General features: G+C 65.6%; 23 protein-coding genes. 16 read left to right on the forward strand and 7 right to left on the reverse strand.

Annotated elements, in window-relative coordinates; translation table 11 throughout:
• Window positions 1-9: 9 nt before the first annotated feature.
• Both H9529_RS06030 and H9529_RS06035 read right to left on the reverse strand, forming a co-directional pair.
• Entirely contained in the window at window positions 10-987 is a 978-nt protein-coding gene (locus H9529_RS06030) for a carbohydrate ABC transporter permease (protein ID WP_092890944.1), read from the reverse strand.
• A 120-nt stretch (window positions 988-1,107) separates the two neighbouring features.
• Window positions 1,108-2,463 carry an ABC transporter substrate-binding protein gene (locus H9529_RS06035; protein WP_092890946.1) on the reverse strand — a complete coding sequence of 452 codons (1,356 nt, stop codon included), beginning with the start codon at window positions 2,461-2,463 and terminating at the stop codon, window positions 1,108-1,110.
• A 275-nt stretch (window positions 2,464-2,738) separates the two neighbouring features.
• Here H9529_RS06035 and H9529_RS06040 point away from each other — a divergent pair, with 275 nt between their 5' ends.
• The 4 genes from H9529_RS06040 (at window position 2,739) to H9529_RS06055 (ending at window position 7,291) form a co-directional block, all read left to right on the forward strand.
• Window positions 2,739-3,785 carry a LacI family DNA-binding transcriptional regulator gene (locus H9529_RS06040; protein WP_092890948.1) on the forward strand — a complete coding sequence of 349 codons (1,047 nt, stop codon included), beginning with the start codon at window positions 2,739-2,741 and terminating at the stop codon, window positions 3,783-3,785.
• Between the two features lie 310 nt (window positions 3,786-4,095).
• Complete coding sequence (locus tag H9529_RS06045; protein ID WP_092891110.1) at window positions 4,096-5,454, forward strand: GH1 family beta-glucosidase; 1,359 nt, start codon at window positions 4,096-4,098, stop codon at window positions 5,452-5,454.
• Between the two features lie 61 nt (window positions 5,455-5,515).
• Complete coding sequence (locus tag H9529_RS06050; protein ID WP_223814312.1) at window positions 5,516-6,517, forward strand: glucokinase; 1,002 nt, start codon at window positions 5,516-5,518, stop codon at window positions 6,515-6,517.
• Window positions 6,518-6,598: 81 nt separating this feature from the next.
• A complete protein-coding gene (locus H9529_RS06055) occupies window positions 6,599-7,291 on the forward strand; it encodes a M48 family metallopeptidase (protein ID WP_092890952.1) in 693 nt (230 codons plus the stop codon).
• A gap of 320 nt (window positions 7,292-7,611) precedes the next feature.
• Here H9529_RS06055 and H9529_RS06060 read toward each other — a convergent pair whose 3' ends face one another.
• From H9529_RS06060 to H9529_RS06070, 3 genes are all read right to left on the reverse strand, one after another.
• Entirely contained in the window at window positions 7,612-8,190 is a 579-nt protein-coding gene (locus tag H9529_RS06060) for an RSP_2648 family PIN domain-containing protein (protein WP_092890954.1), read from the reverse strand.
• A 123-nt stretch (window positions 8,191-8,313) separates the two neighbouring features.
• On the reverse strand, window positions 8,314-9,513 hold the full coding sequence (locus tag H9529_RS06065; RefSeq protein WP_092890956.1) for an RSP_2647 family RNA methyltransferase: 1,200 nt from the start codon (window positions 9,511-9,513) through the stop codon (window positions 8,314-8,316).
• Between the two features lie 371 nt (window positions 9,514-9,884).
• Entirely contained in the window at window positions 9,885-10,073 is a 189-nt protein-coding gene (locus H9529_RS06070) for an RSP_7527 family protein (protein WP_092890958.1), read from the reverse strand.
• A gap of 190 nt (window positions 10,074-10,263) precedes the next feature.
• Here H9529_RS06070 and edd point away from each other — a divergent pair, with 190 nt between their 5' ends.
• The 12 genes from edd to ribD all read left to right on the forward strand — a co-directional run bounded on the left by edd (window position 10,264) and on the right by ribD (window position 23,419).
• Window positions 10,264-12,069, forward strand: a complete 1,806-nt coding sequence (gene edd / locus H9529_RS06075) for a phosphogluconate dehydratase (protein ID WP_092890960.1) — start codon at window positions 10,264-10,266, stop codon at window positions 12,067-12,069.
• Window positions 12,070-12,204: 135 nt separating this feature from the next.
• On the forward strand, window positions 12,205-14,589 hold the full coding sequence (bamA, locus tag H9529_RS06080; RefSeq protein ID WP_223814313.1) for an outer membrane protein assembly factor BamA: 2,385 nt from the start codon (window positions 12,205-12,207) through the stop codon (window positions 14,587-14,589).
• Window positions 14,589-15,269 carry an OmpH family outer membrane protein gene (locus tag H9529_RS06085; RefSeq protein ID WP_092890962.1) on the forward strand — a complete coding sequence of 227 codons (681 nt, stop codon included), beginning with the start codon at window positions 14,589-14,591 and terminating at the stop codon, window positions 15,267-15,269. The genes bamA and H9529_RS06085 overlap by 1 nt, the downstream gene beginning before the upstream one ends.
• 211 nt (window positions 15,270-15,480) lie before the next feature.
• On the forward strand, window positions 15,481-15,981 hold the full coding sequence (gene fabZ, locus H9529_RS06090) for a 3-hydroxyacyl-ACP dehydratase FabZ (protein WP_092890964.1): 501 nt from the start codon (window positions 15,481-15,483) through the stop codon (window positions 15,979-15,981).
• Entirely contained in the window at window positions 15,978-16,772 is a 795-nt protein-coding gene (lpxA, locus tag H9529_RS06095; RefSeq protein ID WP_092890966.1) for an acyl-ACP--UDP-N-acetylglucosamine O-acyltransferase, read from the forward strand. The genes fabZ and lpxA overlap by 4 nt, the downstream gene beginning before the upstream one ends.
• A 105-nt stretch (window positions 16,773-16,877) precedes the next feature.
• A complete protein-coding gene (locus H9529_RS06100; protein ID WP_092890968.1) occupies window positions 16,878-17,720 on the forward strand; it encodes an LpxI family protein in 843 nt (280 codons plus the stop codon).
• On the forward strand, window positions 17,717-18,901 hold the full coding sequence (gene lpxB, locus H9529_RS06105) for a lipid-A-disaccharide synthase (protein ID WP_092890970.1): 1,185 nt from the start codon (window positions 17,717-17,719) through the stop codon (window positions 18,899-18,901). The genes H9529_RS06100 and lpxB overlap by 4 nt, the downstream gene beginning before the upstream one ends.
• A gap of 250 nt (window positions 18,902-19,151) precedes the next feature.
• Window positions 19,152-20,399: a lipoprotein-releasing ABC transporter permease subunit gene (locus tag H9529_RS06110; RefSeq protein ID WP_223814353.1), complete on the forward strand. Its 1,248-nt coding sequence runs from the start codon at window positions 19,152-19,154 to the stop codon at window positions 20,397-20,399.
• A complete protein-coding gene (locus H9529_RS06115; protein WP_092890974.1) occupies window positions 20,392-21,078 on the forward strand; it encodes an ABC transporter ATP-binding protein in 687 nt (228 codons plus the stop codon). The genes H9529_RS06110 and H9529_RS06115 overlap by 8 nt, the downstream gene beginning before the upstream one ends.
• Before the next feature lie 171 nt (window positions 21,079-21,249).
• Window positions 21,250-21,693, forward strand: a complete 444-nt coding sequence (locus H9529_RS06120) for a L,D-transpeptidase (RefSeq protein WP_092890976.1) — start codon at window positions 21,250-21,252, stop codon at window positions 21,691-21,693.
• Window positions 21,694-21,848: 155 nt separating this feature from the next.
• Window positions 21,849-22,316: a transcriptional regulator NrdR gene (gene nrdR, locus H9529_RS06125; RefSeq protein ID WP_092890978.1), complete on the forward strand. Its 468-nt coding sequence runs from the start codon at window positions 21,849-21,851 to the stop codon at window positions 22,314-22,316.
• A 23-nt stretch (window positions 22,317-22,339) separates the two neighbouring features.
• Entirely contained in the window at window positions 22,340-23,419 is a 1,080-nt protein-coding gene (gene ribD / locus H9529_RS06130; protein WP_092891114.1) for a bifunctional diaminohydroxyphosphoribosylaminopyrimidine deaminase/5-amino-6-(5-phosphoribosylamino)uracil reductase RibD, read from the forward strand.
• A gap of 26 nt (window positions 23,420-23,445) precedes the next feature.
• Here ribD and H9529_RS06135 read toward each other — a convergent pair whose 3' ends face one another.
• Entirely contained in the window at window positions 23,446-24,819 is a 1,374-nt protein-coding gene (locus H9529_RS06135; protein ID WP_092890980.1) for an FAD-binding oxidoreductase, read from the reverse strand.
• Window positions 24,820-24,953: 134 nt separating this feature from the next.
• Window positions 24,954-25,292: a DUF427 domain-containing protein gene (locus H9529_RS06140; protein WP_092890982.1), complete on the reverse strand. Its 339-nt coding sequence runs from the start codon at window positions 25,290-25,292 to the stop codon at window positions 24,954-24,956.
• Window positions 25,293-25,363: the final 71 nt, after the last annotated feature.

Genomic DNA, 25,363 nt, shown 5'->3' on the forward strand with positions numbered 1-25,363 from the left:
GGTCCCCCCTCAGCGCATTTCTTTGCGGGCTTGCATGATGTTCCAGATCATCACTGGCAGCACGATGATCATGATGACGAAGGCCACAGCCGTTGCGCGCCCGTCGTCGCGGAACATGTAGGTCATCATGTAGCTGGGCAGGATCTGCGTGCCGAAGTTGCCCCCCGTCATGGTGTAGACGATGTCGAAGACCTTCAGCACCAGAATGGTGATGGTGGTCCAGACCACGACGATGGTGCCCATGATCTGCGGGATCTTGATCGAAAAGAAGACCTGGAACGGATTGGCGCCGTCGATGATCGCAGCCTCGATGGTTTCCTCGGGGATGCCGCGCAGCGCGGCCGACAGGATCACCATGGCAAAGCCGGTCTGGATCCACACAAGGATGAGCATCAGGAAGAAATTGTTCCAGAACGGGATCTGCACCACGTCGATGGGCGACAGGCCGAAGCTGTCGCGCAGGGCATTGATGATGCCGACATCGGGGTTGTTGGCATAGACGAACTTCCAGATCAGCGACGCGCCGACAAAGGAGATTGCCATGGGCATGAAGATCAGCGATTTCGCGATGTTGCCCCAACGCAGGCGGTCGGTCAGTTGCGCGACCAGCAGGCCCAGAAAGGTGGCCATGGCGGGGACAAACAATATCCACAGGAAGTTGTTGAAGACCGATTGCCGGAACTCGGCCTCGGCCATGAGGTCCGTATAATTGCCAAACCAGATAAAATTGTTGCCGCTGCGGTCATAGAGCGAGCGGATGAACGAGCCGACCACCGGATAGACCAGATAGAGGCCGAGCGCGAAGATGGCGGGGAACAGGAACAGCCAGGGCCGCACCTTGTTTGCCTTGTTGATATTGGATCCGGCCTTTGGCCCGCGCGCCGGGAAGATCACCCGGTCGAGCACCACGTTGGACGCGTAGAAATAGCCTACGCAGCCAAAAACACCGACGAATATCGTGATCAGACCCTGAAGTACCGGACTCATCGTGCAGCTCTCCCCCCACCGCTGTCGCGTCGCATTGGCACGCGCCCCGCATCACGGCGCGCCCCCGAAAACGACGGGGGCAGAAGGCACCAAGGCCCCTGCCCCCGCATGGTCATCGCCTTAGCGCATTGCGTTCCAGCGTTCCTGGATGGTGGTGGCGACACTGTCCGCATCGGCGCCAGTGGTGTAATCCACCATGCCGGTCCAGAAGGCACCCGCGCCGATCTCGCCCGGCATCAGATCAGATGCGTCGAAGCGGAAGGTCGTGGCGTTCAGCAAGATGTCGCCCATGGCGCGCAGGCTGTCGTTGCCATAAGCCTCGGAGTTGACGCCGGTATGCGGGGTCAGGAAGCCCGATTGCGCCATCCAGATTTCATGCGCGATAGGGGTCTTCAGGAATTCCATCAGGCCGCGTGTCGCATCGGAATCGTCGGTGATCGCAAACAAGGTCCCTGCGCCCAGAACTGGCGCGCCCAGATCGGCCTCGGCGCTGGCGGGGAAGTAGAAGAAGTCGTAATCCAGCCCGTATTCCGCATCTTCAGGGAAGAAAGTCGGAATGAAGGATGCTTGCTTGTGCATGTAGCAGGCAGGCGGGATGGAGAACAGGCCACCGGGGCTGTCGCGGAAATCGGTGGTCGCCGCAGCTTCGGAACCGCCCTGCACCCAGTCATTGTTGCGGGAGAATTCGCCATAGGCCTCAATGGCCTCGACGACGCGGGGATCGTCGAACGCGATCTCGTTGCTGACCCAGCCGTCATAGACATCGGGGGTGTGCAGGCGCAGCATCATGTCCTCGACCCAATCGGTCGCGGGCCAGCCAGTGGCCGCACCCGAGCCCAGGCCCAGGCACCAGGGCGTGCCGCCATCGGCGACGATCTGTTCGGACAGCGCCTTGAGGTCTTCCATCGACTCGGGGATGTCGTAGCCTGCCTCGAAGAATTGTTCGGGGTTGTACCAGACCAGCGACTTCACATCGACCTTGTAGAAGAAGCCATAAAGCCCGTCTTCGCCATCGGCGCCGGCATAGGTGCCCAGATCGACCCAGGATTCCCCGGCAGCGTAGTTTTCACGCACCCAGTCCCCGGTGGATTCGTCCAGAGCCGAGAGGTACCCGCTCGACGCCATGTCGGCAGCCAGACCCGGCTGCGGGAAGATCGCGATGTTGGGCGCGGAACCGGCCTGCGCGGCAATCACGATGTCCTGCTCGAAGCTGTCGGAGCCCGAATAATTGACGGTCGCCCCGGTGGCTTCGGCGAAATAGGCCAGCGTGCTGTTGACCAGTTCGGCATCGCGCCCGGTCCACGGACCCAACAGGCTGACAGACTGACCGCTGAAATCATTCGCTTCTGCGAATTCATTGTAGCTGTCCCAGTTCATCCGCGCGTCTTCACCGACGCCGAACACCAGATCTTGCGCCGAGGCGCTGCCCGCAATCAGGGCCAGCGTGGCCACCCCGGCGTATAATTTCGTCTGCATTGTCTTCCTCCCACGGTTGACACTTTTACTGTCTATGCGATGCGCCCCAACGGGCCACACCACCCCAGCGGCGGAATCAAACTCCAAACCGCTTTGGATGCCTTGACCGTTACCGATCCGTTAGCTCTTGTCAATCGCCCTGTCCGGAACATCCTTTAATTATTGACGTATTCTGCAGGTGCAGCAAATCCGGGCCGCGACGATTCATTTTGACCTTTGGCACGGGGCTGCATAATGTAGGCGCTAATTCAACACGCTTTGGGCGAAAAACGGGCATGACGTTAAAGGAACTAGCAGAAAGTCTGGGCCTGTCCCCCACAACCGTAAGCCGCGCGCTTAACGGCTACCCCGAGGTGCGTGAAGAAACCCGCTGGCGCGTGCTGGAGGCCGCACGGCTGGCACATTATCGCCCCAACACCCGGGCGAAAAGCCTCGCCACGGGACGGGCACAGGCGATCGGGCACGTGATCCCGCTGACCTCGAAGCATGAAATCGTCAACCCGGTTTTTGCCGATTTCATTGCCGGTGCCGGTGAAACCTACAGCCGCGCGGGCTATGAGATGGTGCTGACCGTTGTGAATGACGAGGACGAGGCGCAGGCCTACCGCGACCTTCAGGCGCGCGGCACGGTGGATGGGGTGATCGTGCATGCGCCGCGCATGAACGACATGCGCATCCCGCTGCTGACCGAACTGGGCATGCCCTTCGTGGTGCATGGCCGAGCCAGCGGTTGCATGATCCCCTATTCGTGGCTGGACATCAACAACCAGCGGGCTTTCGTGCGCGCCACCGATTTCCTGCTGGATCTGGGCCATCGGCGTATTGCACTGATCAACGGGCTGGAATTCATGGACTTCGCCTATCGGCGGCGCAAGGGCGTCACACAGGCGATGGAAGCGCGCGGCCTGACGCCCGACCCCGACCTGATGCATAATGTCGAGATGACCGAAACCATCGGCTATGACATCGCGCGCGCATTGCTGGCACTGCCCGACCCGCCGACGGCGATGCTGGCGTCCTCGATGATTCTGGCCATCGGCATCCGCCGCGCCGCCGCCGATGCGGGTTTGCGGCTGGGCCGCGACCTGTCGGTCATCATCCATGATGATGAACTGTCCTATATGCGTAACGGCACGTCCGAGCCGCTGTTTACTGCCGTGCGGTCCTCGGTCCGCCAGGCGGGGCGGCAGGCGGCGGAATTGCTGCTGGATCTTGTCGCCAACCCCGGCAGCGGCCCGCTGACACGGTTGCTGGAGGTCGATCTGTCGGTGGGCCAGTCAACGGGCCCGGTGTCACCGCGCATCACCACGGTGACGGGCTGAGGCCGGCCCCGCCCAATGGAGTACAGAGGTTACGCCGACTGCCGATCACATTCCCTGAAACCGGCGCCCGAAGCGGGCCGTCCCGCCACGGCACGGCCACCCGCCCGTCCCCGCAACCTGCCTGCCAGAAAGGCGACCGCCCCGCCCCATGCGGGATTTCGCCTGAAAGAACCGCGCCGGGGGTGCCTGTGCCAGCCTTGGCTGCTACACTCGCCCCCGTCATCGTCACATCATCAGACCTTCCGCAGCCGCGTCTGCCATCCCGCAGCGCGCCCGCAAGACACATGAGGACCCCATGCCCCAGACCGATCTGACCTTCAACCGCGCCGATTTCCCCGATGACTTCCTGTTCGGGGTCGCGACCTCGGCCTATCAGATCGAGGGCCATGCCCAGGGCGGTGCAGGCACCACGCATTGGGACAGCTTCGCCGCCACGCCCGGCAATGTCGTGCGCGCAGAAGACGGTGCGCGCGCCTGCGACCACCTGAACCGCTGGGAGGGCGATCTGGACCTGATCCGCGATGCGGGGGTGGATGTTTACCGCTTCTCGGCGTCATGGGCGCGGGTGATGCCCGAGGGGCGCGGCGCGGCCAACCCGGAGGGTCTCGATTTTTACGACCGGCTGGTGGACGGGATGCTGGCGCGCGGCATCAAGCCCGCGCTGACGCTCTACCATTGGGAACTGCCCAGCCCGCTGGCGGATCTGGGTGGCTGGCGCAACCGCGACATGGCGGGCTGGTTCGCCGATTATACCGAAACGCTCTGTGCGCGGATCGGCGACCGCCTGTGGTCCGCCGCCCCGGTGAATGAACCGTGGTGCGTCGCCTGGCTGTCGCATTTCTATGGCCACCACGCGCCGGGGATGCGCGACATCCGCGCAGCCGCCCGGGCGATGCACCATGTCGGGCTGGCGCATGGCCGCGCCATTCAGGCGATGCGGGCGCAGGGCATGGGCAACCTTGGCGCGGTGTGCAACTTTGAATATGCCTCGCCGGTGGATGGCACCCCCGAGGCGATCAAGGCCGCAGAGCTATACGACGGCATCTATAACCGCTGGTTCCTGGGCGCGATGTTCAAGGGCGAATATCCCGCCGATGTGCTGGAGGGGCTGGCCCCGCATATGCCTCAGGGCTGGCAGGACGATATGGCGACGATCAAGCAGCCGGTCGACTGGCTGGGCCTGAACTATTACACCCGCAAGGTGATCGGCCCGGCAGCGGCCGAGGCAGATGTGGACGGGTCCAGCCCCGCCGCCACGCCCTGGCCGCACCATGAGGAACGCCCCGGCCCGCTGCCCAAGACCCAGATGGGCTGGGAGATTTTCCCCCAGGGGCTGACGCATTTCCTGACCTTCGCGCGCGACAATTACACCGGCGACCTGCCGCTTTACGTGACTGAAAACGGTATGGCCAATCCCGACGTGATCGGCGCGGATGACACGGCGCGCATCGACTACCTCAACAACCATGTCGCCGCGGCACAGGACGCGATGGCGCAGGGCGTGCCGCTGAAGGGGTATTTCATCTGGTCGCTGATGGACAATTACGAATGGTCGCTGGGGTACGAGAAACGCTTTGGGCTGGTGCATGTGGATTTTGACAGCTTGCAACGCACGCCAAAGGCGTCCTATCACGCCCTTGCCCGCGCCCTGGCGCGGACGCCTGCCTGAACCACCCTCCTGAATCACCGCCCCGCCTCCCGCCGCACAATCCATATTCAAGGTACGCGCCATGTCCCCTTCTGCCCCTTCCAACCCGATGACCCCCAATCTGGTCGCCGATGTGGGGGGGACGAATACCCGCGTGGCGCTGGCAGATGGCGCTGTGCTGCGCGGCGGCAGCATCCGGCGGTTCGCCAATACCGAACATCCCTCGCTGGAGGCGGTGCTGAGCACCTATCTGGCCCAGACCGGCGGCACCCGGGTGGCGGGCACCTGCGTCGCCATCGCGGGTCCGGTGTCGCCCAGCATCGGGCGGCTGACCAATCTGGATTGGGCGATCACGCCCGGGGCCCTGTGCGAAGCGACGGGTGCGGGCCGGGCGCTGCTGCTCAACGACCTTCAGGCCCAGGGGCACGCGCTGGACCAGGTGCCTGACAGCCATCGCCGCTCCGTATTGCCGGGCACGGGGAGCGCGCCCGCCAAAGGGGCCACGCGCCTTGTCATCGGGCTGGGCACCGGGTTCAACGCGGCGCCGGTCTATCAGGGTGCGGCGGGCGTGCTGGTCCCGGCTGCTGAGGCCGGGCACACCCTGATGCCGCAGCGCGACGACCGCGATGTGGCATTGGCGCGCTGGCTAGAGGCATCGCTGGGCTTTGCCTCGGTCGAGGATGTGCTGTCGGGAAGGGGCTGGGCGCGGCTGTACCACTGGCACGCGCTGGTCGCGGGCAGCGTGGCGGAAGACGCGGCGCAGAAACCGGTGGGCGACATCATGGCCGAACTGGCCGCAGGCGATCCGCTGGCAGAAGCGGCGGCGCGGCATTTCGTGTCGCTCTTCGGGCGGGTTGCGGGGGCGCTGACGCTCAACAGTCTGCCCTATGGCGGGGTCGGCCTGATCGGCGGCGTGGCGCGCGCCTTCGCCCCTTATCTGGACCGCTTCGGCTTTGGCGCGGCGTTTCTGGACCATGGGCGGTTCAGCACCTTCCTGCAAGATTTCCCGGTCTTCATGGTTGAGGATGATTATGCCGCCCTGATGGGCTGCGCGGCGCATCTGCACAGCCAGAAACACACCTGAGGCGCGGGGGGGCGGACCACCGCCTGCGACCATGCGCTACGCCCTATTGCCGTGCCCCCTGCCCCGCCCCATATTCAGCGCATGTTGAAACTTACCCCGATTCTTCTGGCGATTGCCTATGCTTTTGTGATGTATCGCTTTTCCGCGTGGCGGACCGGGCGCGCGTTGGATTCGCAATCCACGCCCCTGGCCGATACGCAGTTGAAGGGGCTTACCGACCGCATGGCCCGCGCCCTCGATCTGGACCGCATCAAGGTGCATATCTATGAGGTCGCCCCCGTGAACGGGCTGGCCGCGCCGGATGGGCGCATCTTCATCACCCGGGGATTTTACAACAAGTACCGGGCGGGTGAGGTCAGCGCAGAAGAGCTTGCCAGTGTTATTGCCCATGAACTGGGGCATGTGGCCCTGGGCCATTCGCGCCGCCGGATGATCGACTTTTCGGGGCAGAACGCCATCCGGGTGGCGCTTTCGGTCGTGCTGAACCGCTTTTTGCCGGGTCTCGGCGTGCTGATCGCCAACGGGCTGACGACGCTGCTGGCGGCGGGCCTGAGCCGCGCGGATGAATACGAGGCCGATGCCTATGCCAGCGCCTTGCTGACCAAGGCCGGGATCGGTACCGCGCCGCAAAAATCGTTGTTCGGCAAGCTGGAAAAGCTGACCGGCAGCGGCGGCGGCCCGCCGGTCTGGATGGCCAGCCACCCCAAGACCCCCGACCGCATCAAGGCCATTGAGGCGCTGGAAGCCAAGTGGCGTGGTATCCCCAAGGCGTGAAGGGGTGGCCTTGTCGGGTCACTTGCATGAGGTACAAACCTGTCCCCGGTTGCGCGCGACATGCTGTGGCAGGGGGCTGACAACGGGCTTGAACCCGATGCGGGGCCGGATCACGCACGGCATCTCTTTGCCCCGCACACCCAAATCAGCGTGCAAAAGTGCGCGTTGCCGCTTTTACCCCAATGTCCTGCGCCTGTCATTAGCGGGCTGTGCGAGCTTGCCGGGGTTCTGGGCCGCAGGCCCTATACCGCATTTCACGGCATGAAAACTCTGCAGGGTCTGGGTCGGAAAACCCGGGATGCAGGGGCGTTGGCCGCCCCTCAGGAAGCCAACGCCTTGCCCAGGCGTGGCAGGCGGGCGCGTTTGAGCAGCGCGCGCAAGGGCTGCGGGCGGCCCGATACCGCCTCGGTCCGCGCGACGGTCGCGGCCACCGGCCCTTCGACCAGCATGGCATCTTGCAGCCAGAGGTCCATCAGGAAATCATCGGGGCCAATCGCGCGCAGGCCGTGGCCATCCAGCGCACGGGCGGGAAAATCGCGCAGATTCAGCGTGACGATCGCCGTGGCCGGGGCAGTGATCGCGGCTGCCAGGACGTGTTTGTCAGCCGCATCGGGCAGATCCAGTTGGTCTTCGACCCCCGGCGCGGGTGTGATCTCTGCCCCCGGCCAGCGCGCGCGCATCAGGGCAATTTCGCCCGAAGCCACCGCCGCCCCGCCCGGCCCCAACCGCCCGGCGGCGTGCTGCCATTCGGCAAGGATGCGCGGTGACCACAGGGGCGTGAATCCCCCCGCCGCAGCCACGCCCAGCAGCAATTCGCGCAAAACCGTCGGGTAGAGGACGCAAGCATCCAGCATGATGCGCGGGCCATGGGCAGGCGGGACAGCGTTGGTGCCGGGCATTGCAAGGCTCCGCTTCAGGGTGGTCGACCACGGGGCGGCACCCTTGGAGGAATGCGGGCGTCACGCAGATCATGAACGCCCGCGTGCCGCCCGGGTAGCGCCAAGAAAGCGCGTGGCCGCGTGTCAGTCCATCATGCGGAAAAACAGCGCCTTCAGATAGCCGGTTTCCGCAAGTTGCGGGTGTTGCGGGTGGTCGGCCCCGGCGAATCCGGTGTGGATCAGCTGCGCCGCACGCCCGCCCCGCCCGATGCCGCGTGTGCACGCCGTGCGGAAAGCGGCGAGTTCGGCGGCATGCGAGCATGAACACAGTACCAGATAGCCGCCCGGGCTGACCAAGGGTGCGGCAAGGCGCGCCACACGTTCGTACGCGCGCAAACCTGCATCCAGCGCCTTCTTGCCAGGCGCGAAGGCGGGCGGGTCACAAACCACCAGGTCGAACTGCGCACCCTCGGTCCCCAGGGCCTCCAACACGGTGAAGGCATCGCCCTGACGGGTGGCAAAGCGCGCGCCCGCGCCCATGGCCTCGGCACCTTGGGTGGCCAGATCCAGCGCGGGGGCAGAGCTGTCGACCGCCAGCGCGTGCGAAGCCCCCCCGGCAAGGGCGGCCAGCCCGAAGCCGCCGACATGGGCGAACATGTCAAGCACCCGCGCCCCGCCAGCCAGCCCGGCAGCAAAGGCGTGATTGGGCCGCTGGTCATAGAACAGGCCGGTTTTCTGCCCGCCCAGCACGTCGGCCATATAGGTGGCCCCGTTCATCGGCACCGCAACCGGGCCGGTCACATCGCCGCGCAGCACCAGTGTTTCATCCGGCAGACCTTCCAGCCCGCGCACCCGGCTGGTGCCATTCTTGACCACGGTTGTGACGCCGGTGACGGCCACGAGGGCATCTGCCAGCGGCTCGATCAGCACCTCGGCCCAGGCGGCATTGGGCTGGATCACCGCCAGATCGCCGAAACGGTCGATGATGACGCCCGGCAGGCCGTCGGCCTCGGCATGGATCAGCCGGTAGAAGGGCGCGGGATACAGGCGTTCGCGCAGGGCCAGCGCGTGGCGCAGCTTTGCCGTCAGCCAGTCGGTGTCGACCACCGCGCCGGGATCACGGTCGAGGATCCGCACGATGATCTTCGAGTTCGGGTTGATCGTGACGACGCCAAGGGGCGCGCGCTCTGTATCCTCCAGCACCGCCAAGGTGCCAGGGGTCAGCGCGCGGGTGCGGCGATCGGTTACAAGCTCATCGGCGAAAACCCAAGGAAAGCCATGCCGGATGGCGCGGGCCTGTGCCTTTGGGTTAAGGCGGATCACGGGGAGGGGTGTGTGTGTCATGCGCCTGCCATAGCGCCCAACCGGGCGCAGGAAAAGTGTTATTGCGCGCGGGGCGTATTTCTTGCGCCGCGCCGTGTCGGCTTTCGTGGGCGTCAGACGCGCGTCACCAAAACAAAACCCCCGCCGCCGGGAGGCGCGCGGGGGTTTTGTTTTGACAGGCAGCGCGATATGCGCCGCGCGTGCGGATGGCGGTTCGTCGGGCGGCAGTTTTGGCTGCCCTTTGGTCAGGGCATGTCGCAGCCGGGGCTACCGATCTGAAGCGGCTCACGTCCGTTCATGCGGCCGGGCGCCTGTGGGTGGGGGCCTGTGGTTTGGGCCTGTGGGTGGGCGCATCAGCGCCCTGCCCCATCCGCCCCTTCGCGCAATATGCTTCAGGCGGCGTGGTGGTTGTGGGCGGGGCGCAGCGCGGCGAATTTGTGCGACACCCATGCGACCAGGCTGCGGGCCATTTGTGCTGCAGCTTCGGCGCGCATGCGGCGGGCTTCGCGCTCTACGGCGATGATGTCCATCGTGTCGAAATCGAAGTTGTTTTGTACGTAGCGGTTCATGTTGATCACCATTCCTTTGGTTTCCTGTTGAGACGAACATAGCCGTCGCTGCACCGCAGCACCACCGACACCGCGACAGTTCCGCCATGCGCCCGGTGCAAGGCTGGGGCGGCGCGCGCTCAGCCGATCCATCACACAGCCGCCTTGCCCTGTTAGCGCTAACCGCGTATGTTCCGGGGTGAACCAGCCCAAAGGAGACACCATGACCATTGATCCCCGAATTGAGGCCGTGACAGATCGCATCCGTGCCCGTTCGAAAGACAGCCGTCAGCGGTATCTCGACCAGATGACCCGCGCCAGCGAGGCCGGGCCGGTGCGGGCGCACCTGAGCTGCGGCAACCAGGCCCATGCCTATGCCGCGACGGAAGGGGACAAGGATGCGTTGGCCAAAGGCCGCGCGCCGAACCTTGGTATCATCACCGCGTATAACGACATGCTTTCGGCCCACCAGCCGTTCGAAACCTATCCCAACCAGATCAAGGAAGCCGCGCGCCGCGCGGGCGGCACCGCGCAGGTGGCGGGCGGCGTGCCGGCGATGTGCGACGGCGTCACGCAGGGCCAGCCGGGGATGGAGCTGTCGCTGTTTTCCCGCGATGTGATCGCGCTGGCCGCCGGTGTCGCGCTGTCGCACAATTGTTTTGATGCGGCGGTCTGGCTGGGCGTCTGCGACAAGATCGTGCCGGGCATGATCATCGCCGCCGCCACCTTCGGGCATCTTCCGTCGGTTTTCATTCCCGCCGGGCCCATGACAAGCGGCCTGCCGAATGATGAAAAGGCCAAGGTGCGCCAGAAATTCGCCACCGGCGATATCGGACGCGAAGAACTGATGGCGGCGGAAATGGCCAGCTACCACGGGCCGGGCACCTGCACCTTCTATGGTACCGCCAATACCAACCAGATGCTGATGGAATTCATGGGGTTGCACCTGCCAGGCGCGTCCTTCGTCAATCCCAACACCCCGCTGCGTGACGCGCTGACCGGGGCGGCGGTGGAACGCGCGCTGGGGATCACCGCGCTGGGAAATGATTTCCGCCCCGCAGGCGAGATCCTGGATGAGCGCGCCTTCGTCAACGGCCTTGTGGGGCTGATGGCAACCGGCGGGTCCACCAACCTGGTGCTGCACCTGCCTGCGATGGCGCGCGCGGCCGGCATCGCGCTGGACCTGGAGGATTTCGCCGATATCTCGGCGGCCGTGCCGCTGATGGCGAAGGTCTATCCCAACGGGCTGGCCGATGTGAATCATTTCCACGCGGCGGGCGGCCTGGGCTACATGATGGGCGAGTTGCTGGATGCCGGACTGATGCATGAAGACGCACGTACCGTTGCGGGCGACGGGCTGGCGCGCTACCGGCAGGAACCGAAGCTGCGCGATGGCGTGCTTGTCTGGGAAGACGGCGCGGGTGCCAGCCAGAACGAGAAGATCCTGCGCCCCGCCACCAACCCGTTCCAGCCGACCGGCGGGCTGCGGCAACTGGCAGGCAACCTGGGGCGCGGGGTGATGAAGACCTCTGCCGTCGCGACCGAGCGTCATGTGATCGAGGCACCCGCGCGGATCTTCGAGGATCAGCCATCGGTGAAAGCCGCGTTTCAGGCCGGGGAATTCACGTCCGACACTGTAGTCGTCGTGCGCTTTCAGGGCCCACGCGCCAATGGCATGCCCGAACTGCACAACCTGACGCCCACGCTGGCGGTGTTGCAAGACCGCGGCCTGCGGGTCGCGCTGGTTACCGACGGGCGCATGTCGGGCGCCAGCGGCAAGGTGCCTGCGGCGATCCACATCAGCCCCGAGGCGGCCCAGGGCGGCCCGCTGGCAAAGCTGCGGGACGGCGATATCGTGCGCGTCGATGCGGTGGCGGGCACGCTTGATGTAGTGGGCGTCGATCTGGACAGCCGCACCGCCCTGACGCCGGACCTGTCGGCCAATACCTATGGCATCGGGCGCGAGCTGTTCGAGGTCTTCCGCCAAAGCGCAGGCGATTCCGCCCATGGCGCAGGCGTGGTGATCTGACACGCCCTTCCCATCCCTGCACCGGGGTCTGCACCGGGTCCGCCCAAAGGGCGGACCCGCACCGACAGCCGCTTTGACAAGGGGCCGTCAACCCGATAGGCAGTAACAAAATAACTAGCGGTAAACGGGGTTCTGATGCGCGTATTCTCCCAATCGGCGACATCGCGCGAAGCAACGTGGGCGGATCGTCCGCGCGGCTTCGCTGTGGCGGTGTTTGCAATGTTTTTCATGGCTTGTGCCGGGTTCTTCACACCAGCGGATGCGCAGTCTTACCGGTTCAACACCGTCACCGTCGAAGGCAACCAACTGGTTGACGCCGCCACCGTCGCAGGATTCGCAAGAATCAACCGGGGCACCACGGTGTCCGCCGCCGAATTGAACGCCGCCTTCCAGCGCCTGACCAATTCGGGCCTGTTCGAGACCGTTGACCTGGTGCCCAGCGGCAGCACGCTGCGCATCATCGTGAGCGAAAACCCGATCATCGCGCGCATCAACTTCGAAGGCAACCGCCGCCTGGACGATGAAGCGCTGAACCCCGTGGTGCTGTCGCAGCCGGGTCGCGTGCTGTCGCCAACGCAGGTCGAGGCCGATGTTATCGCGATAACAGAGCTTTACGCCCAGCGTGGGCGCTTTGCCGCCGAGGTCACGCCGCGCATCATTCCGCGGGGCAATGGCCGGGTCGATCTGGCCTTTGAAATCCGCGAAGGCCGCGTCGTCGAGATCGAGCGCGTGTCCTTTGTCGGCAACAATGCATTTTCGGACTACCGTTTGCGCCGGGTGCTAGACACCAAACAGGCGGGCCTGTTCCGCGTTTTGGTGCAGCGCGATACCTTCGTGGCTGACCGCATCTCGTTCGACCAGGAACTGCTGCGCGACTTCTATCTGGCGCGCGGCTATGTCGACTTTCAGGTGCTGTCTGCCACATCCGAGATCGCGCGCGAACGCGACTCGTTCTTCGTGACCTTCAACATCCGCGAGGGGCAGCAGTTCCGCTTTGGCAACATCACCGTGGTGAATGAGGTCGAAGGACTGGACCCCGCGCCCTATGCGGAACAGAACCGGCTGCGCACGGGCGATGTGTTCACGCCCACCACGCTGGACACGACCCTGTCGCGGATGGAGCGTGTTGCAGTGTCCGAGGGCCGCCGCTTCGTGCGGGTAGAGCCGCGCATCACCCGCAACGAGCGCAACCAGACGCTGGATATCGAACTGGCGATCGTGCGCGGCGAGCGTACCATCATCGAACGCATCGACATTCAGGGCAACACGACCACGCAAGACCGGGTGATCCGTCGCCAGTTCCGCGCTTCGGAAGGGGACCCGCTGAACCCGCGCGAAATCCGCGAGGCGGCCGAGCGTATCCGCGCCCTGGGCTATTTTGCGGATGTGGCGGTCGATGCCCGTAACGGTAGCAGCGAAGACACCGCCATTGTAGATGTGGAAGTCGAAGAGACCACCACAGGCTCGCTCGGCTTCGGCCTCAGCTACGGCGTCGGCACCGGCGTCGGGTTCAACGTGACCTTCTCGGAAACCAACTTCCTGGGTCGCGGGCAGCGGGTCAACTTCGCGCTTGGCACGATTCCGGGGTCGCGGCAGTTCAGCTTTGGCTTTGTAGAGCCTGCCACGCTGGGCCGCGATCTGGAGTTTGGCATCAACGCGGGCTATACCGAGACCAGTAACCAGAACGACACATTCTATGACACGCGCACCTTGCGCGGAAATGTCTCACTGACCTTCCCGGTCGGCGAATTCAGCCGCCTGCAAACCCGCATCGGCATCGTCGGCGACGTGGTGCAGGATGTCACGCCCGGTCTGGCTGCTGGTGTCGATCCGGTTGCCGATCCCGCGCAGCCCGGCGCCGGCACCCGCACCCTGCGCGACGAAGCGCAGGGCCGTCAGGTCACCGGGTTGATCGGTTACACCTATTCGCTGGACACCCGGCGCGGCGGCTTTGATCCGAACCGGGGTTACTTCTTTGAATTCGCGCAGGATTTCGGGGCGGGCAGCGACAGCCGCCGTTACATCCGCACCACCGCGAAAGCAGGGTATGAGCAGCGTTTGTTCAACGACGACCTGATCTTGCGCGCCGAGATCGAAGGCGGCGCGCTGGCGATGCTGAGCGGCGAGTCGCGCGTGACCGAACGCTTCACGCTGAACGGCATCATGCGCGGGTTCGAGGCCAACGGCCTTGGCCCCTATCAACCGACGGCGGGCGGAAACAATGACCGGCTGGGCGGCAATTACTATGTGGTCGCGCGCGCCGAGGCGGAATTCCCCATCGGCCTGCCCGAGGAATACGGTATCAAGGGCGGCGTGTTCATGGATGTCGGCTCGCTCTGGAACATCGACAACCCGGGTGCCGGAACGGTTGATGGCTTCGGCCTGCGGGCGGCTGCGGGTGTGTCGCTCTACTGGGAAACCCCCATCGGGCCACTGCGCTTCGACTTCTCGCAGCCGGTGCGCAAGCAGGCCTTCGACCAGACGCAGAACTTCGATCTGAACATCGTCACAAGGTTCTGATGCTGCCTGCGCTGCGTCCCCTGATTGCGGCGCTGATGCTGGTGGGCGTGATGCCTGCCAGCGTCAGCGCACAGGGTTTCGACATGGGCAGCCAGGACCGCGCAATCGCCGTGCTGGATCAGGAGCGGATGTATACCATGTCGCTCTTCGGGCAGCGCGTTCGCGCCGAGGTTCAGGCGGCCTTTCAGGTGCTGGAGCAGGAAAACCAGGTTCTGCTGGCGGAATTGTCGGCCCGCGAGGAAGAACTGACCGAGCTGCGCGCCACGCTGAACCCTGAAGAGTTTCGCACGCTTGCCGATGCTTTCGATACCGATGTCGAACAGATCCGCACAAGCCAGGACCAGAAATCGCGCGAGATCAGCAGCTATCAGGAACGCGAGGAACAGCGGTTCTTTGCCGCCGCCTCGCCGCTCATCAGCGCGCTGGCACGCGAAGCCGGGGTGCAGGTGCTGTTTGACAAGCGCAGCGTCATCCTGTCCGATCCGGCCTCGGACCTGACCGATCAGGTGGTGATCCGCCTCAACGATCTGCTGGGCACCGGCGTGGAAAATGCCGAGCCGCCCGCCCTGATACCGGATGCGGGGGTTCCCGAAACGGGGGTGCCGGATGTGGAAAGGCCCGCGACGGGAACGCCCGAAACGACTGCCCCCGGAGCCGAAGCGCCGCGCCCCGGCCAGTAATGGCCAGCGGGCGCTGCCAGCCATGCGCGGCGCGCCCACGACGGGTCGAGCAGGGCTGCACCAATGCAGGCCGCAATGCAGGTCCCAGCCCCGCCCCCTGCGCAACCCTGTCCCGCCGCATGCCTTGCCACGCGGGGCCCTTGTTGCTAGACGGGAAGGCAACAAATGCGCCACAAAGCGCGCCCGGCCTACGCAAAGGATCCCTGACCATATGACGACCCCGCCCGAGCCCGTTCCCGCCAGCCAGCCCGGGGCCGCGCCCCACACCAGCGCCGACCTGTCGTTGATTACCCGGATCATTCCGCACCGTTATCCGTTTTTGCTGATCGACAAGGTGCGCGACATCGTCGCGCATAAAACGGCCACCGGCATCAAGAATGTCACCTTCAACGAGCCGCATTTCCAGGGCCATTTCCCCGGCGCGCCGATCATGCCCGGCGTGACGATCATCGAGGCGATGGCTCAGACTTCGGCGGTGCTGGTCGGCATTTCGCTGGACCTGATCGACAAGAACCCGTTGGTCTATTTCATGGCGATCGAAAAGGCGAAATTCCGTCGCAAGGTGGTGCCCGGCGATGTGCTGGAACTGTATGTGACGGTCAAGCGCGGATCGACACGGGTGTGGAAATTCGACGGCGTGGCGAAGGTCGATGGCGAGATCGCCGCCGAGGCTGAATTCACCGCGATGATCGACCTCGGCGCGGGCAAATGAGCAGGGCCGAAACCTTCATCCACCCCTCGGCCGTGATAGAGCCGGGGGCAAAGATCGGCGCGGGCTGTCAGATCGGTCCGTTCAGCCTGATCGGTCCCGAAGTGACCCTTGGCGCGGGGGTGATCGTCAAAAGTCACGCGGTCATCACCGGCTGGACCGACCTCGGAGATGATTGCGTGGTCTTTCCTTTCGCATGCGTGGGCGAGATCCCGCAGGACCTGAAATTCGCGGGCGAACGTACCCGGCTGATCGTCGGCGCGCGTTGCCGCATCCGCGAAGGCGCAACGCTGAACACCGGCACTGCAGGCGGCGGCGGCGTCACACGGGTGGGCGACGATTGCCTGTTCATGACCGGCGCGCATGTAGGCCATGATGTGCAGGTGGGCAATGGCGTGATCCTGGCCAATCAGGCCGCACTTGCCGGGCATTGCATCATTGGTGACCGGGTCATCATCGGCGGGCTGTCGGGCGTGCACCAGCATGTGCGCGTCGGCGCAGGCGCGATCATCGGCGCCGTGACGATGGTGGTCAGCGATGTGATGCCCTACGGTCTGGTGCAGGGACCGCGCGGGGTGCTGGATGGCCTGAATCTGGTCGGTCTGAAACGGCGCGGCCTTGACCGGGCCGAGATCGGCGCGATGCGCGCCGCTTATACCGAGCTGGCGCGCGAAGATGGCACGCTGCACGAGCGCGCGCAGGCGCTGCACGACACCACCGACAGCGCCCATATCCGCGAGATGACAGGGTTTTTGCTGGCCGATTCCGGGCGCCATTATCTGAAGCCGCAATAGACCGAACGCCGGGGCGGCGGGCGATCTGGCCCCCGTCGCCCCAAAGCCCATCCGGGACTGGTGCACCACAGCGCCGCGCCCCAGAACCAACCTGACGGGAACGCCATGAATGCTGCTGACGCCGCCCCCCCCGCAAAGGTCGCGCTGATCGCAGGCGGCGGTGCCCTGCCCGCGCATCTGTGGGCCGCGCTGAACCGGGCAGACACGCCCACGCTGATCGCCACACCCGAGGGGGGGCAAAACCCTGACGGGCTGATCGGGCAGGAAATGACGCCCTTCCGGCTGGAACGGCTGCTGCCGTTTCTGGACAATCTGGTGGCGAACGGCGTCAGCCATGTGGTGTTTGCGGGTGCCGTCACCCGCCCTCGGCTGGACCCCGCGCTGATCGACCCAAAGACCGCGACGCTGCTGCCGCGCATCATGGCGGCCCTGCCGCAGGGCGATGACGCCACCTTGCGCGAAATCATCGCGATGTTCGAGGAATGGGGGCTCTGCGTGCTTTCCGCCGACCAGATCGCCCCCGACCTGTTGCCGCCCGAGGGTGTGCTGGGCGACCACCAGCCCGATGCGGGCGCCAAACGCGATGTCGCACGCGCCAAGGCAATCGTGCAGGCGCTTGGCACCGTCGATGTCGGGCAGGGCTGCGTCGTAGCGCAGGGGCTTTGCCTTGCGGTCGAGGCGCTGCCGGGCACCGACACCATGCTGGCCCAAGTCGCCGCCTGGCGCGAAAAAGGCGGGCGCGGCGGCGTGTTTTTCAAGGCCCCGAAACCCGGGCAGGACCGCCGCATCGACCTGCCGGTGATTGGCCCGGACACGCTGCGCGCCGTCCATGCGGCGGGGCTGGCGGGGCTGGCCATCGTTGGGGGCGGCGTCATGCTGCTGGACCGGGCGCGGGCCGTGGCACTGGCGGATGAACTGGGCCTCTTCCTCTGGGTTACCGCGCCGTGAAGGTGTTCATCATCGCCGGAGAGCCCTCAGGCGATGCGCTGGGGGCCGCCCTGATGGGCGCGCTGCGCATGGCCGCGCCTGAGGTCCGCTTTGACGGGGTCGGCGGCGATGCGATGATCGCCGAGGGGCTGACCAGCCGCTTTTCCATGTCCGACCTGTCGGTGATGGGGCTGGCCGAGGTCTTGCCGAAGTACCGCATGCTGCGCGCCCGTATCGCACAATGCGCCGCAGCGATTGCCGAAACCACGCCTGATCTGGTCCTGACCATCGACAGCCCGGATTTCTGCCTGCGGGTGCTGCGGCTGGCCCGCGCCGCACGGCCCGATCTGCCCACGGTGCATTATGTCGCGCCCTCGGTCTGGGCGTGGCGCCCGGGGCGGGCCGCGAAAATGGCGCCGCTTGTCGATCATGTGCTGGCGCTTTTGCCGTTTGAGCCGCCCTATATGCAGGCCGCAGGCATGAGCTGCGATTTCGTCGGCCACCCGGTCACCACCCAGCCGCAGGCCAGCGCGGACGAGATCGCAGCCTTGCGCGCCCGCCTGAACATGGCCCCGGGCGCGCCGTTGATCCTGGCGCTGCCCGGGTCGCGCAAGGGCGAGATTACGCGGCTTGGCCCCCGCTTTGGCGCGGCGCTGCGGCTCTTGATCCCCGATCATCCGGACGCGCGCGTCGTGGTGCCGACGGTCAGCGGCAGCTATGACACCGCGCGCGCCGTCACCGCAGATTGGCCCGGTGCGCCCATCTTGCTGGACCCACGCGACGCCGAGGCCAAGCGCACAGCCTTCGGGGCCGCCGATCTGGCGCTGGCGGCGTCGGGCACGGTGTCGCTGGAACTGGCCGCCAGCCGCACGCCCATGGTGATTGCCTATGATTTCAACGCATTGTCACGGTTCATCCTGTGGCGGCTGGTGAAGCTGGACACAGTCACCCTGGTCAACCTGGTGTCAGAGACCCGCGCGGTGCCGGAATTCCTGGGCCGCGACTGCCACCCCGTCCATATCGCCCCCGCGCTGCACCAACTGCTGGCCGACCCGGCGGCGCGTGCGCAACAACTGGCCGCGATGGACCTGACCATGGCGCGGCTGGGCGCTGACGGTCCGCCACCGGCCGAGCGGGCGGCGCGTTCGGTGCTGGATTTCATGCGCCGCAAAGCGGGCAGGCCCGCCCTGCCCCCGCAGTGACACCACAAGGCCCCGCGCGCGCGTTTTTCACCACCCGCGCCGCTTCACACAGATATTCCCGCCCCCTGCGCCAATGTGACCGCACAGCCACCATATCGGCCTTGACCCTTGCGCATTTTGCGAAGACGTTGGCGCGAAAATCGAGGAAACGCCCCGCATGACAGGCCAGACGCCCCCACCCGCCGCCGCGCAACCTGACGCGACGGTTTTCGCTGCGCGCGACACCCGGCCTTTTGCCGCGTTTGAATGGATGATTGCGTGGCGCTACCTGCGTGCACGGCGGGCCGAGGGCGGGGTCAGCGTGATGACCCTGATCTCTTTTCTGGGCATCGCGCTGGCGGTCTTTGCGCTGATCGCCACGCTGTCGGTACGTTCTGGATTCCGGGCTGAATTCATCGACACCATTCTGGGTGCGAACGCGCACCTGACCGTCTATAGCGCGGTCCATGTCTCGGAAACCGGGCAGACCACGCGCGCGATCGACGATTATGACGAACAGGCCGAACGACTGGCTGCCGTGCCGGGCGTGACCCGGGTCGCCCCCCTGATCAAGGGGCAGGTCATGGTCAGCAACGACAGCCGCAACACCGGGGTCGAGGTTTTCGGCATCCGCGCCGGGGATCTGGAGACCATTCCCCGCGTGGCCGACCCCGAAACCGGGATCGGCGATCTATCGAGGTTCAACGAGGGTATCGCCATCGGATCTGGCGTTGCGCGCGAACTGAACGTGGTGCTGGGCGACAGGGTGCGCGTCATCTCGCCCGACGGGGTGCAGACGCCCTTTGGCACCTCGCCGCGCGTCAACGCCTATGAGGTGGTCTATATCTTCACCGCCGGTCGCTATGACATCGACCGCACCCGCATGTACATGCCCTTTGCCGAAGCGCAGAGCTTTTTCAACCGCGACGGGCTGGCCGATGAGCTGGAGGTCATGGTGGCAGAACCCGAGCGCATCGGCCAGATCGAACTGGACCTGATGCGCGCCGCAGGTGAGCGCGCGATGATCTGGACATGGCGCGACGGCGCGTCCTCCTTCCTGCGCGCGCTGGATGTGGAGGATAACGTGATGTTCGTCATCCTGTCGATCCTGGTGCTGATCGCGGCGATGAACATCATTTCGGGGTTGATCATGCTGGTGAAGAACAAGGGCCGCGACATCGGCATCTTGCGCACCATGGGGCTTACCGAAGGCTCGGTCCTGCGGGTGTTCTTCATCTGCGGCGCGTCGGTGGGCGTGGTGGGCACGGCCTGCGGGGTGATCTTGGGCTGCGTATTCGCCATCTACATCGACCAGATCTTCAGCTTCGTGAACTATGTCGCGGGCGGTGGCGTGTGGGACCCGTCAATCCGGGGCATCTACGCCCTGCCCGCCCAACTGCGGTTGGAGGATGTGCTGAAAGCCGTCGGCCTGTCGCTGGGCCTGTCGTTCATCGTGACGATCTTTCCCGCGCGTCGCGCCGCCCGGATGAACCCTGTGGAGGCGCTGCGCTATGAATGAACCGGTGCTGCACCTGAGCAATATCTGCAAGACCTACAATGCGGGCCGCCCCGGCGAAGTGCAGGTCCTGCGCGACGCTTCGCTGACGCTGGCCAAGGGCGAGGTCGTGGCGCTGGTCGCCCCGTCGGGCGCAGGCAAATCGACGCTGCTGCATATCGCGGGGCTGCTGGACAGCCCCGACACCGGCGAGGTCGAGATCAACGGCGTCGACCTGACCGGCCTCGGGGACGCCACCCGCACCCGGGCGCGGCGCGCGCAGGTAGGGTTCATCTACCAGTTTCACCACCTGCTGCCGGAATTCTCGGCGCTGGAAAACGTGGTGTTGCCGCAACTGGCAAATGGTATCGCGGCGGCGCAGGCCACCGCCCATGCGCGCGACCTGCTGGACCGCGTGGGCGTCGGCGCGCGCGCCAGCCACCGCCCCGCCGCCCTGTCAGGGGGCGAGCAACAGCGTATTGCGTTCTGCCGCGCCATGGCGAACCGGCCCAGCCTGCTGCTGGCGGATGAACCGACGGGCAATCTGGACCCCGAAACATCCGATCAGGTGTTTGGCGTCTTGATGGACCTGGTGCGCGATACCGGCCTGTCGGCCCTGATTGCCACGCATAACATGGCGCTGGCCGCACGGATGGACCGGGTGCTGCGGCTGGAAGGCGGCGAGGTGTCGGGCGCGGTTTAGGGGCAACGGCAGCAGAAGCCCCGGCCCGGCGGTCTGCGGGTGGGGGGCTTTTATCGGGATGCGCAGGCAGGACCGTCGACCGCCCGTAAACCAGCATGAAAGAAAGATCTTGACTCGAATCTGGCACTCTTAAACCCTTGCATAGCGGGGTTTATGTAATGCGGGTTTCCAATGGGCCGATTTTTTGCCATCACATTGCGCGTGTTTTTGCCGATCGTTTTCGTCGGACTTGTAAGCAGCGGGCAAGCCATGGCCGACCGGATCGTGGCGCGGGTCAGCATCTCTGCCCAGTTGATGCATGTCTACAAGGACGGGCTATTGATCCATGAATGGCCCGTGTCCACCGCGCGGCCGGGCAAGGTGACGCCCACGGGGCAATACACCGCGCAATTTCTGTCGCGAAACCACCGCTCTAGCCGCTATAACAACGCGCCGATGCCGTATTCCATATTCTACAGCGGCAATTATGCGATTCACGGCACCGATCAGATCAGCCGCCTGGGGCGTCCCGCCTCGGCCGGGTGCGTGCGCCTGCATCCGCAAAATGCCGCCGTGTTGTTCGAAATGGCACGCACCGAAGGGCTGGAAAACACCCGCGTGGTGATCGTGCGCTGAGCGCGCCATGGCCCCGGCCCGCGCGGCCCCGCCTGAGTCTTCTGAGCAACAGGTGCGCATGGCGCATATAGTGGTTGCGCATCAAGACTACCCAACCCCTCGGCGTGGGCCTATAGTGCTGTGGAAGTCCCGGCCACCACCCCGAGGGAGAGGCGATGCGCTGTCCATTTTGCGGAAACAACGACACCCAGGTTAAGGATTCCCGCCCCGCCGAAGATAACGTGGCGATCCGGCGCCGCCGCTTCTGCCCAGCCTGCGGGGGCCGGTTCACCACCTATGAACGGGTGCAACTGCGCGATCTGGTGGTCGTCAAGACCTCTGGCCGGCGTGAGGCGTTCGAGCGCACGAAGCTGGAACGCTCCATCCGCATCGCGATGCAGAAGCGGCCCATCGAGGCTGAACGGATTGACCAGATGATCTCGGGCATCGTGCGGCGGCTGGAAAGCCTGGGCGATACCGACATCCCCTCGGGCACCATCGGTGAGATCGTGATGGAAACGCTGGCGCGGATCGACACGGTGGCCTATGTGCGCTTTGCCAGCGTTTACAAGAACTTTCAGGCGGCGGATGATTTCGACAAGTTCGTGTCCGAACTGCGCCCCACATCCCCCCCCGACGCGTGAGCGACCCGGCCGACCCCCGCTTCATGCGGCTGGCGATCAGCCTTGGCACGCGTGGACTGGGCCGGGTCTGGCCCAATCCCGCCGTGGGCTGCGTGATCGTACAGGGCACGCGGATTGTCGGGCGCGGCTGGACGCAACCCGGCGGGCGCCCCCATGCCGAACGCCGGGCGCTGGATCAGGCGGGCGCGCAGGCGCGCGGCGCCACCGCCTATGTCAGCCTTGAGCCCTGCGCGCATCACGGCAAGACCCCGCCCTGCGCGCAAGCGCTGATTGCCGCCGGGGTCGCCCGCGTTGTCACCGCCCTGACAGACCCGGACCCCCGAGTGGAGGGCAATGGCCATGCGATGCTGCGCGCGGCGGGGGTCGAAGTCATCGAAGGGGTCTGCGCCGACGCCGCGCACGCGGCCAATGCGGGTTTCTTGTCGCGCATCACGCGCGGCCGCCCCCTTGTGACGCTGAAACTGGCGCTGACGCTGGACGGGCGCATCGCCACCGCCACGGGCGAAAGCCGCTGGATTACCGGCGCGGCGGCGCGGCGCATGGTGCATGGCATGCGCGCCAACCATGATGCGGTGCTGGTAGGCGTGGGCACCGCGCTGGCCGATGACCCCGACCTGCGGGTGCGCGATCTGGGCGTGGCGCATCAGCCGGTGCGGCTGATCGCCGACAGTACCCTGCGCCTGCCCCCCGACAGCCGGTTAGGCCGCACTGCCCGCGATGTTCCCGTGGGCGTGCTGCACGGCATGACGGCACCCCGCGCCGCGCAAGATGCTTGGGCCGCCACCGGCGCGCGGCTGATCGCATGCAACAGCGATGCGGACAGGCAACTGGACATGGCTGACGCGCTGTCGCAACTGGCCGTGCTGGGCCTGACGCGGATCTTGTGCGAAGGCGGAGGCACGCTGGCCGCGACGCTGCTGCGTCAGGGGCTGGTGGACCGGCTGATCTGCATCAGCGCGGGCAAGGTCATCGGCGGCGATGGCATCAGCGCGGTCGCCCCCATGGGCCTGCGTGCGCTGCAAGATGCCGCCGGGTTTGACCTGACCGAAAGCAGGACGCTGGGGGACGACGTGATGCACAGCTGGGTGCGGCGCGCGGGCTGAGCGCGCCAGTGTTGCCCCCTGGGCGCTTAGTTCTGGCGCAGCAATTTGCCGGGGTTCATCAGGTTATCGGGGTCCAGCGCGCGTTTGATCTGGCCCATCACGTCCCAGGCTTCCCCATGTTCGGCCTGCATATAGCCTTGCTTGCCCATGCCGATGCCATGTTCGCCGCTGACTGTGCCGCCCAGCCGCAACGCGCGTTCCGCCATACGGCCCGCAAGCGCCTTTGCCCGGTCCCAGTCGCCGGGAATGGCAGGGTCGGGCAGCAGCAGGGCATGGAAATTCCCGTCGCCCACATGGCCCAGCATCGGCCCCGGAATGCCGCTGGCTGCGATATCGGCTGCCGTTTCCTCGACCGCGCGCGCAAGGTTGGAAATCGGCACACAGACATCTGTGGTGATGGGCGCTGCCTCGGGCCGCAGGGCGCGCACCGCGTAATAGGCATTGTGGCGCAGCTTCCACAATGCGGCGCGGTCCTCAGAGCGATGGGCCCACTGGAAGCCCGCGCCACCAAAATCGGCCACCAGATCGCCAAAACGCTCTGCCTGCTCTTTAACCCCCGCCTCTGATCCGTGGAACTCTACCAGCAGATGCGGGGTCAAGGGCAGGTCGCGCCCGGCATAGGCGTTGAAGGCGCGCGCGCTTTCGCCATCGACGAATTCGATCCGCGCCATGGGGATGCCCGACTGGATCGTGGCGATCACGGTTTCCACCGCGGAGGTCATGTCGGGAAAGGCGCAGATCGCGGCGCTGACAGCCTCGGGCTGGCCTTGCAGGCGCAGGGTCAGTTCGGTGATCAGGCCCAGCGTCCCTTCGGCCCCGACAAACAGCCCCGTCAGATCATAGCCTGCCGACGATTTGGGTGCCGCCGTGCCGGTGCGGATGATGCGGCCATCGGCCAGAACCACCTCCAGCGCCAGCACATTGGACCGCATCGTGCCATAGCGCACTGCGGTGGTCCCCGATGCCCGGGTCGCAGCCATCCCGCCGAGCGAGGCATTGGCGCCGGGATCGACCGGAAAGAACAGGCCCGTGGCGCGCAGTTCGGTATTCAGCGCCTCACGCGTCAGACCGGGTTGGACCACGGCCAACATATCCTCAGGCCGGACGTCCATCACGCGCGCCATGCGACTGAAATCCACGCTCAGGCCGCCCTGCGGCGCCAGCGCGTGCCCTTCAAGCGAGGTGCCTGCGCCCCAGCCGATCATGGGCACGCCGTGGGCGGCGCAAATGCGCGCGATCGCGGCCACCTCATGTGTGGATTCGGGATAGGCCACGGCATCGGGCGGCATGGGGGCGAAATGGCTTTCGCTGCGACCATGCAGGTCGCGGTCAGAAGGTGATTGCGTGAAACGCGCCCAAAGCTGCGCGGCAAGTGCAGCGAATGCCTGTTCCTGGCCCATTATGCGATCCCCCTTAGCCACCTGCGATCACGCGCACCCGACCGATGCTGCCCCGCCCCAAGTGCCGCAGCACAACCGGACAGGCGCAAGCATCGGACATCAACAAGACTGTCAACGCATCCGAAAAAACGGTGCTACAGCCTTTCCACTGTGACTTTCAGCCCGTCGAATGCCAGATGGCCCGCGATCTTTTCGACGCCTTCATTCGGGGTCTCATAGGTCCAGGCGCCATCGTGGATCATGTTGCCGGGGCCGGAGATGTGAAAATACGTCGCGGCACCCTTATGCGGGCAGGTGGTTTTGGTGTTCGACGCCTCAAGAAAGGCCATCGCCACATCGGCGCGCGGAAAATAGATGATCCACGGGTGACCGGGTTCGTTCAATTCCAAAGCGTTGCTGCTTTCGGCGATCACCGCGCCATCGGCGCGAACGACCCACACGCCCTGGGCCGGATAAATGCGAATCTCAGTCATAGGTCTCTCCCGGAGTTGTGCCGCATCGTGGCAGATTTGACCCCTTCGTACAGGGCCAGATTGGCGCAGGT

The organism is Roseicitreum antarcticum (genome assembly GCF_014681765.1).
GTDB classification, from domain to species: Bacteria; Pseudomonadota; Alphaproteobacteria; order Rhodobacterales; family Rhodobacteraceae; genus Roseicitreum; species Roseicitreum antarcticum.

Bases quoted from the DNA above. Each gene is read 5' to 3' on its own strand.
- H9529_RS06030 (WP_092890944.1), bottom strand. From the start codon at position 987: ATGAGTCCGGTACTTCAGGGTCTGATCACGATATTCGTCGGTGTTTTT.
- H9529_RS06035 (WP_092890946.1), bottom strand. From the start codon at position 2,463: ATGCAGACGAAATTATACGCCGGGGTGGCCACGCTGGCCCTGATTGCG.
- H9529_RS06040 (WP_092890948.1), top strand. From the start codon at position 2,739: ATGACGTTAAAGGAACTAGCAGAAAGTCTGGGCCTGTCCCCCACAACC.
- H9529_RS06050 (WP_223814312.1), top strand. From the start codon at position 5,516: ATGTCCCCTTCTGCCCCTTCCAACCCGATGACCCCCAATCTGGTCGCC.
- H9529_RS06055 (WP_092890952.1), top strand. From the start codon at position 6,599: ATGTTGAAACTTACCCCGATTCTTCTGGCGATTGCCTATGCTTTTGTG.
- H9529_RS06060 (WP_092890954.1), bottom strand. From the start codon at position 8,190: ATGCCCGGCACCAACGCTGTCCCGCCTGCCCATGGCCCGCGCATCATG.
- H9529_RS06065 (WP_092890956.1), bottom strand. From the start codon at position 9,513: ATGACACACACACCCCTCCCCGTGATCCGCCTTAACCCAAAGGCACAG.
- H9529_RS06070 (WP_092890958.1), bottom strand. From the start codon at position 10,073: ATGGTGATCAACATGAACCGCTACGTACAAAACAACTTCGATTTCGAC.
- edd (WP_092890960.1), top strand. From the start codon at position 10,264: ATGACCATTGATCCCCGAATTGAGGCCGTGACAGATCGCATCCGTGCC.
- bamA (WP_223814313.1), top strand. From the start codon at position 12,205: ATGCGCGTATTCTCCCAATCGGCGACATCGCGCGAAGCAACGTGGGCG.
- H9529_RS06085 (WP_092890962.1), top strand. From the start codon at position 14,589: ATGCTGCCTGCGCTGCGTCCCCTGATTGCGGCGCTGATGCTGGTGGGC.
- fabZ (WP_092890964.1), top strand. From the start codon at position 15,481: ATGACGACCCCGCCCGAGCCCGTTCCCGCCAGCCAGCCCGGGGCCGCG.
- lpxA (WP_092890966.1), top strand. From the start codon at position 15,978: ATGAGCAGGGCCGAAACCTTCATCCACCCCTCGGCCGTGATAGAGCCG.
- H9529_RS06100 (WP_092890968.1), top strand. From the start codon at position 16,878: ATGAATGCTGCTGACGCCGCCCCCCCCGCAAAGGTCGCGCTGATCGCA.
- H9529_RS06110 (WP_223814353.1), top strand. From the start codon at position 19,152: ATGATTGCGTGGCGCTACCTGCGTGCACGGCGGGCCGAGGGCGGGGTC.
- H9529_RS06115 (WP_092890974.1), top strand. From the start codon at position 20,392: ATGAATGAACCGGTGCTGCACCTGAGCAATATCTGCAAGACCTACAAT.
- H9529_RS06120 (WP_092890976.1), top strand. From the start codon at position 21,250: ATGGGCCGATTTTTTGCCATCACATTGCGCGTGTTTTTGCCGATCGTT.
- nrdR (WP_092890978.1), top strand. From the start codon at position 21,849: ATGCGCTGTCCATTTTGCGGAAACAACGACACCCAGGTTAAGGATTCC.
- ribD (WP_092891114.1), top strand. From the start codon at position 22,340: ATGCGGCTGGCGATCAGCCTTGGCACGCGTGGACTGGGCCGGGTCTGG.
- H9529_RS06135 (WP_092890980.1), bottom strand. From the start codon at position 24,819: ATGGGCCAGGAACAGGCATTCGCTGCACTTGCCGCGCAGCTTTGGGCG.
- H9529_RS06140 (WP_092890982.1), bottom strand. From the start codon at position 25,292: ATGACTGAGATTCGCATTTATCCGGCCCAGGGCGTGTGGGTCGTTCGC.